We start from the raw sequence: 16,814 nt of genomic DNA, 5'->3' as shown, positions 1-16,814 counted from the left end.
CGCGGGGGCTGCAGCATCAAGCCCCGTTCCCGCCTGTTCGCTTAAGAAAGGGACAACACATGGCTAAAGTCATTGGTATCGACCTCGGTACAACCAACTCCTGCGTGGCTATCATGGATGGCTCGCAACCCCGCGTGATCGAAAACGCAGAAGGCGCGCGCACGACGCCGTCCATCGTCGCCTTCACGGACGACGAACGCCTCGCTGGCCAATCCGCCAAGCGTCAGGCGGTTACGAACCCGGAAAACACGATCTTCGGCGTCAAACGCCTGATCGGCCGTCGCATCAACGACGAGCATCTGGAGAAGGACAAGAAGAACCTTCCGTTCAAGATCGTCGACGGCGGCAACGGCGACGCTTGGGTCGAAGCAAAGGGCGAGAAGTATTCCCCCTCGCAGATCTCGGCGTTCATCCTGCAAAAGATGAAAGAAACGGCTGAGTCGTATCTCGGCGAAGACGTGACGCAGGCGGTCATCACCGTGCCTGCCTATTTCAACGACGCACAGCGCCAAGCCACGAAGGACGCGGGCAAGATCGCGGGCCTCGAAGTGTTGCGCATCATCAACGAGCCGACGGCAGCCGCCCTCGCCTATGGCCTCGACAAGAAAGAGACGCGCACCATCGCCGTCTATGACCTTGGCGGCGGTACGTTTGACGTAACCATTCTGGAAATCGACGACGGCCTGTTCGAAGTGAAATCCACCAACGGCGACACGTTCCTGGGTGGTGAAGACTTCGACATGCGGATCGTGAACTACCTCGCGGAGGAGTTCAAAAAGGAAAACCAGGTCGACCTGACCGCTGACAAGATGGCGCTTCAGCGTCTGAAAGAAGCGGCCGAGAAGGCGAAGATCGAACTTTCCTCTGCCTCGCAGACCGAGATCAACCAACCGTTCATCTCCATGGGCTCCAACGGCCAGCCGCTGCACATGGTCATGAAACTGACCCGTGCGAAGCTGGAAAGCCTCGTGAGCGATCTGATCAAGGCCTCCATCAAGCCCTGTGCCGCTGCGTTGAAAGACGCGGGCCTCAGCAAGTCCGAGATCGACGAAGTCGTTCTGGTCGGCGGTATGACCCGGATGCCCAAGGTGATCGAGGAAGTGACCAAGTTCTTCGGGAAAGAGCCCCACAAAGGCGTGAACCCTGATGAGGTCGTGGCCCTTGGTGCCGCCATTCAAGCCGGTGTTCTGCAAGGCGACGTGAAAGACGTGGTCCTGCTGGACGTGACGCCTCTGTCGATGGGTATTGAAACCCTCGGCGGTGTGTTCACGCGCCTGATCGACCGCAACACCACGATCCCGACGAAGAAATCGCAGATCTTCTCGACGGCGGACGACAACCAAAGCGCCGTGACCCTGCGTGTGTTCCAGGGCGAACGTGAGATGGCCGCTGACAACAAGATCCTTGGCCAGTTCAACCTTGAAGGCATCCCACCCGCTCCGCGCGGCGTGCCGCAGATCGAAGTGACCTTCGACATCGATGCCAACGGCATCGTGTCCGTGGGCGCCAAGGACAAGGGCACCGGCAAGGAACAGCAGATCACGATTCAGGCGTCGGGCGGTCTGTCCGACGAGGACATCGAAAAGATGGTCCGCGAAGCCGAAGAGAATGCGGAAGCCGACAAGGACAAGAAGGACCTTGTCGAAACCCGCAACCAGGCCGAAAGCCTTGTGCATTCGACCGAGAAGTCGCTGGAAGAGCATGGCGAAAAGGTCGACGCCTCTACCGTCGAGGCGATCGAGCTGGCCTTGAACGCGCTGAAGGAAACGCTGGAAACCGACGACACCGCCAAGATCAAGGGCGGCATCCAGAACGTGACCGAAGCAGCGATGCGTCTGGGTGAAGCGATCTACAAGGCCGAGGCTGAGAAAGCCGAAGCCGCAGAAGGTGGCGACGCCCCCGAGGAAGAAGAACGCGGTGTGGACGAAGACATCGTCGATGCCGATTTCGAAGACCTCGACGACGACCGCAAGCGCGGCTGATCTCCTGTAACCCCGTTCGCCCGGCCGGATAGATTTCCGGCCGGGCGTTCGCGTTACCGAAAGAAAAAACCATGGCAAAACGCGATTATTACGAGGTGCTTGGCGTCTCTAAAGGCGCGAGCGCTGATGAGATCAAGAAGGGCTATCGCAAGAAGGCGAAAGAACTTCACCCCGACCGCAACTCCGACAATCCGGAAGCCGAATCTCAGTTCAAAGAAGCGAATGAGGCCTACGACGTCCTGAAAGACGCCGACAAGAAGGCGGCTTACGATCGGTTCGGTCATTCGGCCTTTGATGGCGGCATGGCGGGCGGCCCCCGGGGCGGCGGCCAGGGTCAGGGCGATTTCGCAAGCGCTTTCTCTGACGTCTTCGAAGACCTCTTTGGTGATTTCATGGGCGGCCAGCGCGGGCGGCCCGGCGGCGCGCGCACGCAAGCCACTCGCGGCTCGGACCTGCGCTATAATCTCTCGATCACCTTGGAAGATGCCTATAACGGCCTCACCAAGCAGATCACCGTGCCGTCGTCAGTGGCGTGTAGCGCCTGTGATGGCACAGGGTCCGAAGCGGGCGCAGAACCGACCGGCTGTCCCACCTGTTCCGGCATGGGCAAGGTCCGTGCCCAGCAGGGCTTTTTCACCGTTGAACGCACCTGCCCGACTTGTTCCGGCATGGGTCAGATCGTCAAAAACCCCTGCCGCTCCTGTGGCGGTGCCGGGCGTCAGGAAAAAGATCGCGCGCTTAGCGTGAATATCCCCGCCGGTGTCGAAACCGGAACCCGCATTCGCCTGTCCGGCGAGGGCGAGGCAGGATTGCGCGGCGGGCCGACCGGCGATCTTTACATTTTCGTCGATGTTCAGGACCACCCGCTGTTCCAGCGCGATGGCATGGACCTGTTCTGCCGCGTTCCAGTCTCGATGGTGTCCGCCGCATTGGGCGGTGAAATCGAGGTTCCGACGATCGATGGTGGCCGGTCCCGTGTGCGCGTGCCCGAGGGCTCTCAATCCGGGCGGCAAATGCGCCTGCGCGGCAAAGGCATGCCCGCCCTACGGGGGCCCGGTATGGGCGAGATGTATATCGAACTGATGGTCGAAACCCCGGTGAACCTGACCGGTGATCAAGAAGACCTGCTGCGTCAGTTCGAGGAGCTGTGCAAGAAGAACAACAACCCGAACGCCTCGGGGTTCTTCGACAAGGTCAAAAGCTTTTGGGACAAGGTCCGCGACTGACCACGTTCCACATCTTGGACCCCTCAGCAAAGGCCCGCGGTTTTCCCCCGCGGGCCTTTTCTTCGCAGCGGTTCTGGCAAGATCGATGTAGTTACGAAAAGACTACAAGTTCTTTACACCGTCTTTTGGCCCCTCAGGTCCGCCCAATTTCACAGGCCGCCATCACCGCCATGTTCAGAATGTCGTTCGAGGTACTGACCGTAGAGGCGATCTGAACCGGGCGATCCAGACCCGTCAGGATCGGACCGATCACGGTCGCGCCGGCCATCTCCTGCATCAGCTTCACGCTGATCGAAGCGGAATGTCGGGCCGGCACGACCAGCACATTCGCGGGTCCGCTTAGGCGCTGAAACGGATACTGCGCCATGACTGCGGGGTTCAGGGCAACATCGACGGTCATCTCTCCCTCATACTCGAAATCAACACCCTTCGCGTCCAGCAATTCCGGCGCGCGGTGCATCTTTTCTGCCCTCTCCGACACCGGGTAACCAAACGTCGAGAAGCTGACAAACGCGACCCGAGGCTCCAGCCCCAAACCGCGCGCGACCTGGGCACCACGCTCTGCAATCAAAGCCATATCGGTGTCCGAGGGCCACTCGTGCACCAGCGTGTCCCCGATCAGAACGATCTTGCCCTTATGCAGCAACGCCGTCACGCCCACGGCCCCGTCTTCCGCGCGCGCGTCAAAGACTTTTCCTACCATTTCAAGAACTTGCGCTGACTTGCGCGTTGCCCCTGTCAGCATCCCGTCACCATGACCATGGGCCAGCATAAGCGAGGCGAACACATGCCGGTCGCGCGCGGCAAGGCGGTGTATATCGGTTCTGTCAAAACCTTTCCGTTGCAAACGATTATAGAGGAAGTCTTTGTACATCTCTAAGTGCCGGGTGTTGGCGGCATTCACGATCTCCAACTCTCGGGCGGCATCGCCAAGACCCACGGCCTCCAGCTTCTCCTTCACGTCACTGTCACGTCCCACCACAAGCGCACGCCCCAGTCCCTGCCGCTGATACGCCACGGCGGCACGCAGCACGCGCGGGTCATCGCCTTCGGCAAATATCATCCGCGCCTGTGCGTTCCGCGCCCGCGCATATACCCCTTGCAGGATCGAAGAGGTCGGATCCATCCGCGCCTTCAAATCGGTCGCATACCCCTCCAGATCGATGATCGGCCGACGAGCAGCGCCCGTATCCATGCCCGCTTGCGCAACAGCCGGTGGGATCATGTAAATTAGCCGCGGATCGAAGGGCGTCGGGATTATGTAATCACGCCCAAAGCTGAGCTTGCGCCCATAGGCCATCGCGACTTCATCGGGCACATCTTCGCGCGCCAGGTCGGCGAGGGCGTTGGCGCATGCGATCTTCATCTCGTCGTTGATCGCGCGGGCATGGACATCCAGCGCCCCTCGGAAGAGGTAGGGGAAACCGAGTACGTTGTTGACTTGATTGGGATAATCCGACCGCCCCGTCGCGACGATCGCATCGGCTCGCACGGCGTGGGCTTCTTCCGGGGTGATCTCGGGATCGGGGTTGGCCATGGCGAAAATCACCGGGTTGTCGTTCATCGCCTTCAACATCTCGGGCGTCACGGCACCTTTGACAGAGACGCCAAGGAAAACATCCGCGCCCTCCATCGCCTCTTCCAGCGTGCGCAGCTTGGTGGTGACGGCATGGGCCGACTTCCACTGGTTCATCCCCTCGGTACGGCCTTGATAAATAACACCTTTTGTGTCGCAAACGATGCAGTTCTCATGCCGTGCGCCCATGCTTTTGAGCAGTTCGATACAGGCGATTCCAGCCGCCCCGGCACCGTTCAGGACGATGCGGCAGTCCTCGATCTTCTTGCCGCTGATATGCAGCGCGTTAATCAATCCGGCGGCACAAATCACGGCGGTGCCATGCTGGTCGTCGTGGAATACGGGGATATCCATCAACTCCTTCAGGCGACTCTCGATCATGAAGCATTCAGGCGCCTTGATATCCTCAAGGTTGATGCCGCCAAACGACGGTCCCATCAGCTTCACGGCGTTCACGAACTCGTCGACGTCCTCGGTATCCAGCTCGATATCGATGGAGTTCACGTCGGCGAAGCGTTTGAACAGAACCGCCTTCCCCTCCATCACCGGCTTGGAGGCCAGCGCGCCCAGGTTCCCCAACCCCAAAACCGCCGTCCCGTTGGAGATCACGGCAACCATGTTGCCCTTGGTCGTGTAATCATAGGCCGTTTCTGGGTTTTCGGCGATCACCTCACAGGGGACCGCCACACCGGGCGAATAGGCCAGCGACAGGTCGCGCTGCGTCGCCATCGCCGTCGACGCGTTGATGTCAATCTTTCCCGGGCGTGGTTCCAGATGGTAGGCCAGCGCCTCTTCTCGGGTGACTTTCTGTTTGTCGGCCATGCGTTCCTCCCTAAGTCCGCCGACTTAACCGCGCCGTGCGCGTGGGGGCAACCGCCCGAGCTACCGATTGCGCTTCAAACCGGGGCTTTGGTTCGTATAGATTCAGCCGTGGGGGAATTGGATATGAACGCGCAAGTGACGCCGATGATGGCGCAATATCTGGAGATCAAGGCACAGCATCCCGATGCGTTGCTGTTCTACCGGATGGGCGACTTCTACGAGATGTTCTTTGACGACGCCGTCGCCGCCGCCGAGGCGCTGGACATCGCCCTGACCAAACGCGGCAAGCACAATGGCGAAGATATCGCCATGTGCGGTGTGCCGGCGCATTCGTCCGAATCGTACCTGCTGACCCTGATCCGCAAAGGTTTTCGCGTCGGTATTTGCGAGCAGATGGAAGACCCCGCGACCGCCAAAAAGCGCGGCGGCTCAAAAGCTGTCGTGCGGCGCGAGGTCGTGCGCCTGGTCACGCCTGGCACGTTGACCGAGGATACGTTGCTGGAAGCGCGGCGGCACAATTATCTTGCCGCCTACGCCGACGTGCGTGGCGAGGGGGCATTGGCGTGGTGCGATATCTCGACCGGTGATTTCCGCGTGATGCGCTGCCCCGCCGTTCGGTTGGGGCCAGAATTGGCCCGGCTTTCGCCGAAAGAGGTGTTGGTGTCCGACGGGTTGGACATCGCCCGTCAGGATTCTATCGCAGAACTGGGGGCTGCGGTGACACCTTTGTCGCCGGGCTCTTTCGATAGCGCCTCGGCCACGAAGCGGCTGACGGAGTTGTTCGGCGTTTCAACGTTGGAGGGATTCGGCAGCTTTGCACGGGCCGAAATCTCGGCCATGGGCGCGTTGATCGACTATCTGGAGCTGACCCAGAAAGGCGCGTTGCCCCTGTTGCGCGCCCCGCGTCAGCAATCGGCAGAACGGCTGTTGCAGTTGGATACCGCCACTCGCCGCAACCTGGAGCTGACCCATGCCCTGTCCGGTGGACGGGCCAATTCGCTGCTGTCGGTACTGGATCGCACTCAAACCGCAGGCGGTGCGCGGCTACTGGAACGGCGGCTGACGGGTCCCTCCACCGACTTGGAGGTCATTCGCGCGCGGCATGAAGCCGTTGGGTTTTTTGTCTCTGACACGCAGATTAGAGACGATCTTGAAAGTGAGTTGCGGCGCATACCCGACCTTGACCGCGCGCTGTCACGCCTTGCGTTGGATCGCGGCGCTCCTCGGGATCTGACGGCAATTCGCGACGGGCTGTCCGGTGCTGCTCGGCTCTCCGACCGGTTGCAAGACGTGGACCTGCCGCCACTGCTGCGGGATGCCGTCGCGCATCTTGAAGGGCATGACCAGCTTTCGGAACTGCTGGACGCCGCCCTGGTTGCTGAACCTCCCGTACAGCTGCGCGATGGCGGGTTGATCGCGGCGGGCTATCACGAAGAACTGGATGAGGCGCGGACACTGCGGGACGAAGGACGCGGCGTAATTGCCTCGATGCAGGCGGAATACGTGCAGGCAACGGGCGTGAACGCCCTGAAGATCAAACACAACAACGTTCTGGGATACTTCATCGAGACCACGGCAACCCACGCCGAAAAGATGCTGAACCCACCGCTGTCGGAACGGTTCATTCATCGCCAGACCACGGCCAACCAAGTTCGCTTCACCACTGTAGAACTGTCCGAGTTGGAGACCAAGATCCTCAACGCTGGCAATCGGGCGCTGGAGATTGAGAAGACCCTTTTCCAGTCTCTGCAAGTTGCCATTCTGGAACAACAGGATCAGATCGGACAGACCGCGCGGGGATTGGCGGAGTTGGACCTTGCAGCCGCCCTCGCCCGCAGGGCGCGGGAAGGCGATTGGACACAGCCGGAAATGACAGAAGATCGAACCTTCGTCATCGAAGGCGGTCGCCACCCTGTGGTGGAGGCTGCTTTGGCAAAGGAAGGCGCGCCGTTTGTGGCGAACGATTGCGACCTTTCCGCCGAGGACGGCGCCGCGATCACCTTGCTGACCGGTCCCAACATGGCAGGTAAATCAACGTACCTGCGCCAGAATGCATTACTGGCAATTATGGCACAAATCGGCAGTTTCGTGCCTGCCCGGCATGCGAGGATCGGCCTGGTAAGTCAGGTTTTCAGCCGGGTCGGTGCCTCGGACGATTTGGCGCGCGGGCGCTCGACTTTCATGGTCGAGATGGTGGAAACCGCGACGATTCTGAACCAGGCGGACGACCGCGCCTTGGTGATCCTGGACGAGATCGGGCGCGGCACGGCCACCTATGATGGATTGTCGATCGCTTGGGCCACGCTGGAACACCTGCATGAAACCAACCAATGCCGGGCGCTTTTCGCAACCCACTACCACGAGATGACATCGCTTGCGTCGAAACTGGACGGGCTGACCAACGCCACGGTAGCCGTGAAGGAATGGGAGGGAGAGGTGATCTTCCTTCACGAGGTCAAGGAAGGCGCGGCGGACAGATCCTACGGGGTGCAGGTCGCCAAGCTGGCGGGTCTGCCAGACGCGGTGATCACGCGGGCGCAGATCGTATTGGATGCTTTGGAGAAAGGCGAACGCGAGGGCGGGCAGCGCAAAGCGGTCATCGATGATTTGCCGCTATTTGCCATGACCCCTGCCCCTGCACCAAAGCTCACCAAGCCAAGCCAGGTGGAAGAAAAACTACGCGCCGTGCATCCCGATGAGATGACGGCGCGTGAGGCGTTGAATTTGCTCTATGAGCTGAAGGCCGAGCTTGGCTAGCTCCACCACCTCCAGGTGTCAGCTAGCGGGCGTCGAAGACACGCCAACCTGCGCAGGGCGCAACAGACGGTCGTGCAGCAGGAATCCTTCAGACATCACTTGGATAATGTCGCCGGCCTTGGTGCCGGGAACGGGTGCTTCAAACATCGCCTCGTGTTCCTGCGCATTGAAACGGTCGCCGATTTCCGGGACGATGGGCACGATGCCATGCTTGCCGAAAATGCTGATCAACTCACGCATCGTCAGCTCGACGCCTTCCACAAGACCACCAGCGGCTTCGCGGGTGCTGTCGTCAGCCGCGTCCAGCGCGCGGCGCATGTTATCGTAAACCGGCAGGAGGTCGCGCGACAGCTTGGAGCCGCCATATTGCTCGGCCTCTCGGCGATCCCGATCGGCGCGCTTGCGCATGTTCTCAGCCTCGGCCATGGCACGCAACATACGGTCGCGCAGCTCGTCCCGCTCAGCCTCAAGCGCCGCAATCACCGCGTCCGTGCCCGAGGTATCCTCTTGCGCCAGTGACACTTCGGGGGCCTCGTCTTCCGCGTGCTGATCTTCAAAAAAATCTTCGTCTCTCTCGCCCATAGTACCCTCTTTGGCCTCTCAGGACCGGTCGGAAATCAGCCGTCCAACCAGCTGTGCCGTGTAATCCACAATCGGAACGATGCGCCCGTAATTCAAACGGGTGGGGCCGATGACCCCGACTGCTCCGACGATCTTTCGATCAGAGTTCATATAGGGAGACACCACCAGAGAGGAACCCGAAAGTGAGAACAACTTGTTCTCTGAGCCGATGAAAATGCGCACACCGTCGCCATCCTCGGTCAATTCAAGGAATTCGGTGATGTCACGCTTGCGCTCAAGGTCATCAAAAAGCTGGCGAATACGGTCCAGGTTTTCTGATTCCTGCGTATCAGACAAGAGATTCGAGCGGCCCCTAACGATCAACCGCGCGGAATTGTCACCCGCCCCATCCCACACCGCGAGGCCAGAATCGATGAGGCCAGAGGCAAGGACATCGATCTCGCGCCGCCGCGTCTCGATATCTGCTTCGATCTGCGCACGGATGGAGCTGACGGTTTGCCCTTCGATGCGGGCATTCAGGAAATTCGCCGCCTCGCGCATCGCGCTTTGAGTCATACCTGCGGGCGGCGTGAACAGGCGATTTTCAACGTGCCCATCCGAGAACACAAGAACCACAAGCGACTGGGTGGCAGAGAGCGTCACGAATTCAATGTGTTGAATGGGCGCTTCGCGCTTGGGCGTCAGTACAAGGCTGGCCCCATGGGTGGCAGACGACAGCGCGGAACCGACCCTATCCAGCAGGCCAGAGACGTCCGAGGCATTGGTGCCAAGTGTATCGTCGAGCGCTTGCTTGTCGTCATGCGAAAGATCACCGACCTCCAGAAATCCATCTACGAACATGCGCAATCCAAGCTGCGTTGGCATGCGCCCCGCCGACGAATGGGGGCTGTCCAGAAGCCCCAGATACTCCAGATCCTGCATCGTATTGCGTACTGTGGCGGCGGAAACCTTCTCGGACAGTGTCCGCGTCAAGGTACGAGAGCCAACGGGCGTGCCCGTTTCCAGATACCCTTCAACCACGCGGCGAAAGACTTCGCGCGAACGGTCGTTCAGGTCTTCGAGGATTTTTCCTTGATCCGTCATGTCGTTCAGCATTCCGGTTTGTGAGGCCTTCGGGGTTGCAGGATGACACTGCACCGGACTATCCCGACTGCAACATCACCCGTCCCGTGTGTAACAGGAGATATCTATGCGTCCTTCCGGCCGAAACCTAGACGAAATGCGCGCCATTTCCATTGAGACAGACGTGACACGCCATGCGGAAGGGTCCTGCATGATCCGTTGCGGCGATACGCATGTGCTGTGTACCGCAACTTTGGAAGCGCGGGTGCCGCCGTTTCTGAAGAATTCGGGTCTGGGTTGGGTGACGGCGGAATACGGCATGCTGCCCCGCGCGACCCACACACGGATGCGGCGCGAAGCGGCGGCGGGCAAGCAATCCGGTCGGACGCAAGAAATCCAGCGGCTTATCGGGCGGTCCTTGCGCGCTGGCATCGACCGCTCGGCCTTGGGTGAACGTCAGATCACCGTGGATTGCGATGTGATCCAAGCCGACGGCGGGACTCGATGCGCCGCGATCACGGGCGGATGGGTTGCCTTGCGGTTGGCGGTGAACAAGCTTCTGAAATCCGGCGAGATTGTCACCGATCCGATCGTCGATCACATTGCCGCCGTGTCCTGCGGGATCTATGCGGGACAGCCGATTTTGGACCTCGATTACCCGGAAGATTCTGAAGCTGGAACCGACGGCAACTTCATCATGACCGGCGCAGGCCAGGTGGTTGAATTGCAAGCCAGCGCAGAGGGCGCCACGTTCTCGCGGGATGAATTCAACGAGCTTTATGGTCTGGCGGAAAAGGGCATCGCAGAACTTGTGAAAGCCCAGGCTGCGGCGACCTCGTGACACGGCGTTTCACCGGCGATCAGCTGCTGATCGCGACTCATAACCAAGGCAAGCTCGACGAGATGCGGCACCTGTTGGAGCCGTTTGGCATCAGCGTCAGTGGGGCCGCCGACCACGATCTGCCGGAACCCGACGAGACTGAGACAACCTTTGTCGGAAACGCCCGGATCAAGGCTCATGCGGCAGCGCAGGCGACTGGCCTGCCTGCCCTGAGCGATGACAGCGGGATCGAGATCGACGCTCTGAACGGCGCGCCCGGTGTGTATACCGCCGATTGGGCGGAAACAGCCAGCGGGCGTGATTTCGTCATGGCGATGGAGCGGACACATCGAGAGTTGGAGGCCATTGGCGCCGCGCACCCCAGAACCGCTCGGTTCTGTTGTACGCTTGTGCTGGCTTGGCCCGATGGTCATGACGAGGTGTTCCCCGGCGTGATGGAAGGCCAGGTCGTCTGGCCAATGCGCGGGGCGGAGGGTCACGGCTATGATCCGATCTTTCAACCCGATGGATACACGATCACCTTCGGTGAGATGGATCGCTGGGAGAAGAACAAGATCAGCCACCGCGCGAAAGCCGTGGCGCAGCTGGTGAAAATCTTTGGCGACGAGTGAGCCCACGGCAGATTGGCAGGCGGGGGGCTTCGGCCTCTACATCCATTGGCCGTTTTGTGAGGCCAAGTGCCCCTACTGCGACTTCAATAGCCACGTCTCGGCCCAGATCGATCAAGGTGCCTGGTTGCGGGCCTATTTGAGCGAGATCGACAGGATTGCCGCAGAACTTCCTGGGCGCACGTTGGGGAGTGTGTTCTTCGGCGGCGGCACACCCTCGCTCATGGAACCGTCCAGTGTTGCTGCCATTCTAGAGGCTATTCGGCGGCTTTGGCCCGTTTCCAACGATTTGGAGGTCACGCTTGAAGCGAATCCCTCATCGGTCGAGGCGGGCAGGTTCGCCGGGTATCGTGATGCGGGGGTGAACCGCGTCTCCATGGGTGTGCAGGCATTGAATGATGCTGATTTGAAGCGTTTGGGCCGTCTACATTCGGTGCGGGAAGCTTACGCGGCGATTGATGTTGCAAAGGCCGCGTTTGAACGGGTGAGTTTCGACCTGATCTATGCGCGGCAAGATCAAGGCCTTGCAGATTGGCGGGCTGAATTGACCCAGGCGCTGGATTTGGCCGCAGATCACCTGTCGCTCTATCAGTTGACGATCGAGCCGGGCACAGCCTTCGGAGCACGCCACGCGCGCGGTGGGTTGAAGGGGCTTCCGGGCGAAGATCTGAGCGCTGACATGTATGACCTGACTCAGGATTTATGCGGCGCTGCGGGTTTGCCAGCCTACGAGATTTCGAACCACGCGTCGGACTTCGGGCAATCCCGGCACAATTTGGTGTACTGGCGTTCCGGGGATTACGCAGGTGTCGGGCCCGGTGCCCATGGGCGGGTCTCATTGAACGGCCGCAGGTTTGCGACGGAGACGTTCTTGCAACCCCAGACGTGGCTTGATGCGGTGTCCAACACAGGGTCTGGAGCGAGCCAGCGAACGGAAATCACCCCGAGCGAACAAGCGGAAGAATACCTGATGATGTCCCTGCGCCTTGCAGAAGGGTCTGATTTGAATAGGTTTTCTCTCCTTCGCGGAGAGTCTGTGGATGCAAGCAAAGTCGCAGAACTATCGGATCTTGGGCTGATCGAACAACATGGCTCCCACTTGAGGGCCACAGCCAAAGGGCGGCCCGTGCTGAACGGCATATTGCGAGAGCTGCTGGCCTAGCGGCTACCTGGTATTCAACAGCCTAAGCAGATCGTCCAGCTGTGATAAGTCTTTGTATTTAATAGATAGTTTTCCACCGCCGGCGTTTGCGTCGTGATCGATCACGACACCCATCCCTAGTATGCGAGACAAGTCACTTTCAAGGATGCGGGTATCTGCGTCCTTTTCTGATGCCGCGTGGCGTGGTTTCTTCTTGCGGAGCTCACCAAGAGATTTCGCAGCCTTCTCGACCTCACGAACGGACATGCCATCCTTGACGGCGCGGCGCGCCAGGGCGATTGGATCGTCTGCCGTGATCAACGCACGGGCGTGGCCAGCGGACAGATGGCCTTCCTGCAGAAGTGTCTGAATCTCTTCTGGCAGTTGCAACAGGCGCATAGTGTTTGCCAGATGGCTGCGGCTCTTCCCCATGGCCGTCGCGAGTTGATCCTGTGTATGGCCAAACTTTTCCATCAACTGGCGATAACCCTGCGCTTCTTCGACGGCATTGAGGTCTGCGCGCTGAATGTTCTCGATGATGGCGACTTCAAGAACCTCGGTATCATCGAAGTCCCGCACAATGGCGGGCAATTCATGCAGCTGCGCGATTTGAGCGGCTCGCCAGCGGCGTTCACCGGCGACAATCTGATATCGCGTTTGATCCGCAGGGTCGGGGCGCAAGATAAGCGGCTGAATGATGCCTTTCTCGCGGACCGATGCCGCAAGCTCTTCCATAGCAGCTTGAGAGAAATACCGGCGCGGCTGATCTGGATTCGGACTGATCTGTTCAACTGGAACCAGTCGACCGCCCTTGGAGGGCGCGGCAGCGGAACCACCTGCGACGTCCACGGACGATGCAGTGGGTTCGATATCCGCCATCAGGGCGGACAAGCCTCGACCGAGACCTCGTTTCTCTGTGCCTCTGGCCATTATGACATCTCCATGGTCTGAACTTCGCGATCAATCAGCTCTTGCGCTAGATCCAGATAGGCCTGGCTGCCTTTTGACATGGGATCATATGCAATAGCAGGCATGGCAAAAGATGGTGCCTCGCTCAGGCGCACGTTGCGGGGAATCATCGTTTTGAACACGAGGTCCCCAAGGTTGGCGCGGGCGTCATCCTCGACCTGTCGGCTAAGACGATTTCGCGCGTCATGCATCGTTAGAACGACACCCTCAATACGGAGCGAAGGGTTCGCGGTTTCGCGGACTTCCCTGACGGTCAGCATAAGCTGTGACAGGCCTTCAAGCGCAAAGAATTCTGCCTGAAGCGGCACTAGAATGGAGTCCGAGGCAACCAAGGCGTTGAGCGTTAGAAGGCTGAGCGACGGCGGGCAATCGATAAGTACGTAGTCATAGGTCTTGCTCGACTGTTTGAGGGCATCTTTCAGCAAAAAAACGCGATTGTCGCGTTGTCCAAGCTCTACATCCGTAGAGCTGAGGTCCGTTGTTGCAGGTGCGATCGAAAGATTCTCCACCTCGGTTGCAATCGCGACATCTTCCAGCGCGGCGCCGTCAATCAGAAGATCATAGGTTGTACGTCCACGTGCGCCTGCATCAATGCCTAAGCCAGTGGATGCATTTCCCTGTGGATCAAGGTCGGCAATAAGCACCGATTTTCCCCGGGCCGCCAGAGCAGCCCCGAGATTGATTGCCGTGGTCGTTTTGCCCACGCCGCCTTTTTGATTAGTGATCGACACAACCCGCATTTTAGCACTCTTTCCGAGTATTTACGCCTTGAAAGCGGAGTACGACTGCATCCGGATCCGTCAAGCTGGCAATGGTTTCACCCTTGATTTGCCAGTCATCGGACAAGGTTTCAAGCTCTGCCTTGTAGGAGCTTCCCTTTGGAAACAGAAGACAGGTGTTTTGCGTCATATGCGGCTTTGCGTGATCGATAAGGTTTGAAAGACTGCTCAGCGCTCGGGCAGAAATCACGTCGGCTGCTTGAGGTGGAATGTCTGCAATACGCCGTGTCAGAATCTTGACGGGAACATCCATCTTTCTTGCGGCTTCTCGCATGAAGCCGCATTTTCGAATGTCGCTTTCCACCAAAGTGACCGAGAGGTCTGGCCGTGTTTCCCGTGCGAGGGTTGCCACGACAAGCCCCGGGAATCCGCCGCCGGATCCGAGATCCAACCATCGAGTCGCGTCCTGCGGAGCAAGATCATAAATTTGTGCTGAATCAAGAAAATGGCGACTCCACGCTGCATCAAGCGTTGATGGTGCGACAAGATTGATTGTCTTCTGCCAATGATGGAGAAGCGTGAGGAAAAGCTCCAATCGCTCCATTGTTTCACGTGAAACACGTGCAGCGATCCAAGCTTTTGCGTGGTCGGCATTCATGCCGAAAGCCGTTGAAGCTGCCGCAGTTTCGTAAGGATCAAAGCGAGAGCCGCCGGCGTCATGCCGTCAATACGCCCCGCCTGCCCGAGAGAAGTCGGGCGAACCCGAGAAAGCTTGGACCGGAGTTCATTGGACAGGCCGACAACCGAATCATACGGGAAATCAGCTGGAATTGGCTTCGCCTCATCTCTTTTCAACGCGACTGCATCTCTATTCTGGCGTTCAATGTACACGGCATAAGTTGCCTCAATCTTCAGCTGTTTCGCCGTTGCGTCATCAATGTCTCCAAGCGACGGCTCTAGCGAAACCAGATCACTCAGCGCAACCGATGGAAACGCGAGCAGCTCTGACCCTGAGCGCTTCTTTCCGTCCGGATTGACCCCCATACCAGCGGATGTCGCTTGCTTCGGCGTGACACGCATTTCGTCTAGAATAGCCTGACCAGATGCCAGCCGTGCCATTTTTTCGTCGAAAGCTGCCAATCGCTCGTCTGAAAGAAGATCAAGATTCGCCGCCAAGGGTGAGAGCCTTTGGTCCGCGTTATCTGCGCGAAGGGACAAGCGATACTCAGCGCGGGATGTGAACATGCGGTACGGCTCTGACACACCGCGGGTGACAAGATCATCAATCAAAACACCAATGTAGGAATCCCGCCGACTGAAGGTGATACCCTCCTTGTCGAGCGCCCTGAACGCCGCGTTGAGGCCCGCCACCAGACCTTGCGCCGCGGCTTCTTCATATCCGGTCGTCCCATTGATCTGCCCGGCGAGAAAGAGGCCAGGGTAATCCTGTAGCCCCAGACGATCATTCAAGCACGTTGGGTCGATATAGTCATACTCAATCGCGTAACCGGGCTGAAGGATCTCTGCGTGCTCCAAGCCCTTGATGGAATGCACATAATCCAGCTGCACATCCATTGGTAGAGACGTCGAAATACCATTCGGATAAATCACGTCCGACGATAGCCCTTCCGGCTCAAGAAAGATTTGATGCGAAGATTTATCAGCGAATCTGACGATCTTGTCTTCAATTGAAGGACAGTAGCGCGGACCAACGCCCTCGATATGACCACCGTACATCGCCGAGCGAGCCAGGTTTTTCTCAATGATATCATGGGTCACCGGGTTCGTGTGCGTAATCCCGCACGCGACTTGCCGAGCCTGCGTGCGCGTTGTCAAAAAGGAAAAGAATACCGGGTCTGCATCGGCAGGTTGCGTCTCCAGGCAATCCCAATTGATCGTTCTTCCCGCTAACCTCGGCGGGGTGCCGGTCTTTAGACGCCCAAGTGGCAGATCCAACTCTCCCAGACGCTCTGCCAGCTTTACCGCGGGATTGGCACCGAAGCGCCCGCCGGATAGGGACTTGTCGCCAATGTGGATGACGCCACGCAAGAACGTGCCGGTTGTCAAGACAACAGCCCGCGCAGCTATCTCTTGTCCGTCTGACAACACCACTCCTGCCACCGCGCCTGATGTCATGACAAGATCAGAAACCTCACCCCCAACAACGCTTAAAGATTCAATTCTACCTACGTGGCTTTGGATGGCGGCTTTGTACAACTCTCTGTCAGATTGCGTTCGCGGCCCCTGGACGGCGGCGCCCTTCTTGCGGTTCAACAGCCGATATTGAATACCCGACGCATCCGCTGCCAAACCCATGACGCCGCCAAGCGCGTCGATCTCGCGCACCAAGTGGCCTTTACCAAGCCCGCCAATCGCGGGGTTGCACGACATTACACCCAGATCGTCCTTGCGCAGTGTGACCAAAGCAGTCCGTGCCCCAGCACGACACGCAGCATCCGCAGCCTCAACGCCCGCATGTCCGCCGCCAACTATGATCACATCGTAATCTGGATGTTTCACGTGAAACAC

The 16,814-nt window shown here is 59.1% G+C and carries 13 protein-coding genes; 6 read left to right on the top strand and 7 right to left on the bottom strand.

All coding sequences use genetic code 11. The features are described from left to right. Positions 1-59: 59 nt before the first annotated feature. On the top strand, positions 60-1,982 hold the full coding sequence (gene dnaK / locus KUL25_RS16215) for a molecular chaperone DnaK (protein ID WP_257893870.1): 1,923 nt from the start codon (positions 60-62) through the stop codon (positions 1,980-1,982). Between the two features lie 71 nt (positions 1,983-2,053). Continuing rightward, on the top strand, positions 2,054-3,208 hold the full coding sequence (gene dnaJ, locus KUL25_RS16210) for a molecular chaperone DnaJ (RefSeq protein ID WP_257893869.1): 1,155 nt from the start codon (positions 2,054-2,056) through the stop codon (positions 3,206-3,208). Between the two features lie 133 nt (positions 3,209-3,341). Here dnaJ and KUL25_RS16205 read toward each other — a convergent pair whose 3' ends face one another. Then, positions 3,342-5,606: an NADP-dependent malic enzyme gene (locus KUL25_RS16205; RefSeq protein ID WP_257893868.1), complete on the bottom strand. Its 2,265-nt coding sequence runs from the start codon at positions 5,604-5,606 to the stop codon at positions 3,342-3,344. Between the two features lie 123 nt (positions 5,607-5,729). On the opposite strand from KUL25_RS16205, the gene mutS reads away from it, so the two are divergent. Then, positions 5,730-8,363, top strand: a complete 2,634-nt coding sequence (gene mutS, locus KUL25_RS16200) for a DNA mismatch repair protein MutS (protein WP_257894882.1) — start codon at positions 5,730-5,732, stop codon at positions 8,361-8,363. Positions 8,364-8,381: 18 nt separating this feature from the next. On the opposite strand, the gene KUL25_RS16195 is transcribed toward mutS, so the two are convergent. Beyond that, positions 8,382-8,945 carry a nucleotide exchange factor GrpE gene (locus KUL25_RS16195; protein ID WP_257893867.1) on the bottom strand — a complete coding sequence of 188 codons (564 nt, stop codon included), beginning with the start codon at positions 8,943-8,945 and terminating at the stop codon, positions 8,382-8,384. 18 nt (positions 8,946-8,963) lie between these two features. Beyond that, entirely contained in the window at positions 8,964-10,028 is a 1,065-nt protein-coding gene (hrcA, locus tag KUL25_RS16190; protein WP_257893866.1) for a heat-inducible transcriptional repressor HrcA, read from the bottom strand. A 106-nt stretch (positions 10,029-10,134) separates the two neighbouring features. Between hrcA and rph the strand changes: the two genes are divergently transcribed. The 3 genes from rph to hemW are packed head-to-tail and all read left to right on the top strand — an operon-like array spanning position 10,135 to position 12,618. Next, positions 10,135-10,848: a ribonuclease PH gene (rph, locus tag KUL25_RS16185; RefSeq protein ID WP_068355915.1), complete on the top strand. Its 714-nt coding sequence runs from the start codon at positions 10,135-10,137 to the stop codon at positions 10,846-10,848. Further along, positions 10,845-11,459 carry an RdgB/HAM1 family non-canonical purine NTP pyrophosphatase gene (rdgB, locus tag KUL25_RS16180; protein WP_257893865.1) on the top strand — a complete coding sequence of 205 codons (615 nt, stop codon included), beginning with the start codon at positions 10,845-10,847 and terminating at the stop codon, positions 11,457-11,459. Before rph ends, rdgB begins: the two co-directional genes overlap by 4 nt. Then, on the top strand, positions 11,446-12,618 hold the full coding sequence (hemW, locus tag KUL25_RS16175; protein WP_257893864.1) for a radical SAM family heme chaperone HemW: 1,173 nt from the start codon (positions 11,446-11,448) through the stop codon (positions 12,616-12,618). Before rdgB ends, hemW begins: the two co-directional genes overlap by 14 nt. A gap of 3 nt (positions 12,619-12,621) precedes the next feature. On the opposite strand, the gene KUL25_RS16170 is transcribed toward hemW, so the two are convergent. The 4 genes from KUL25_RS16170 to mnmG are packed head-to-tail and all read right to left on the bottom strand — an operon-like array spanning position 12,622 to position 16,814. Continuing rightward, entirely contained in the window at positions 12,622-13,527 is a 906-nt protein-coding gene (locus KUL25_RS16170) for a ParB/RepB/Spo0J family partition protein (protein WP_257893863.1), read from the bottom strand. After that, on the bottom strand, positions 13,527-14,306 hold the full coding sequence (locus KUL25_RS16165) for a ParA family protein (RefSeq protein WP_068355930.1): 780 nt from the start codon (positions 14,304-14,306) through the stop codon (positions 13,527-13,529). Before KUL25_RS16165 ends, KUL25_RS16170 begins: the two co-directional genes overlap by 1 nt. A gap of 1 nt (position 14,307) precedes the next feature. Next, positions 14,308-14,943, bottom strand: a complete 636-nt coding sequence (rsmG, locus tag KUL25_RS16160; RefSeq protein ID WP_257893862.1) for a 16S rRNA (guanine(527)-N(7))-methyltransferase RsmG — start codon at positions 14,941-14,943, stop codon at positions 14,308-14,310. Then, on the bottom strand, positions 14,940-16,814 hold the full coding sequence (mnmG, locus tag KUL25_RS16155; RefSeq protein ID WP_257893861.1) for a tRNA uridine-5-carboxymethylaminomethyl(34) synthesis enzyme MnmG: 1,875 nt from the start codon (positions 16,812-16,814) through the stop codon (positions 14,940-14,942). Before mnmG ends, rsmG begins: the two co-directional genes overlap by 4 nt.

Origin of the sequence: Gymnodinialimonas phycosphaerae, assembly GCF_019195455.1 — a bacterium.
Taxonomy (GTDB): Bacteria; Pseudomonadota; Alphaproteobacteria; order Rhodobacterales; family Rhodobacteraceae; genus Gymnodinialimonas; species Gymnodinialimonas phycosphaerae.
The sequence above is the reverse complement of the archived record's forward strand: the minus strand, read 5'-3'. Positions and strand labels throughout refer to the sequence as shown.

Excerpts from the sequence above, each read along its gene's own strand:
- KUL25_RS16195 (WP_257893867.1), bottom strand. The coding sequence starts at position 8,945 with ATGGGCGAGAGAGACGAAGATTTTTTTGAAGATCAGCACGCGGAAGAC.
- rph (WP_068355915.1), top strand. The coding sequence starts at position 10,135 with ATGCGTCCTTCCGGCCGAAACCTAGACGAAATGCGCGCCATTTCCATT.
- KUL25_RS16205 (WP_257893868.1), bottom strand. The coding sequence starts at position 5,606 with ATGGCCGACAAACAGAAAGTCACCCGAGAAGAGGCGCTGGCCTACCAT.
- KUL25_RS16165 (WP_068355930.1), bottom strand. The coding sequence starts at position 14,306 with ATGCGGGTTGTGTCGATCACTAATCAAAAAGGCGGCGTGGGCAAAACG.
- hrcA (WP_257893866.1), bottom strand. The coding sequence starts at position 10,028 with ATGACGGATCAAGGAAAAATCCTCGAAGACCTGAACGACCGTTCGCGC.
- dnaJ (WP_257893869.1), top strand. The coding sequence starts at position 2,054 with ATGGCAAAACGCGATTATTACGAGGTGCTTGGCGTCTCTAAAGGCGCG.
- KUL25_RS16170 (WP_257893863.1), bottom strand. The coding sequence starts at position 13,527 with ATGGCCAGAGGCACAGAGAAACGAGGTCTCGGTCGAGGCTTGTCCGCC.
- mutS (WP_257894882.1), top strand. The coding sequence starts at position 5,730 with ATGAACGCGCAAGTGACGCCGATGATGGCGCAATATCTGGAGATCAAG.
- dnaK (WP_257893870.1), top strand. The coding sequence starts at position 60 with ATGGCTAAAGTCATTGGTATCGACCTCGGTACAACCAACTCCTGCGTG.
- rsmG (WP_257893862.1), bottom strand. The coding sequence starts at position 14,943 with ATGAATGCCGACCACGCAAAAGCTTGGATCGCTGCACGTGTTTCACGT.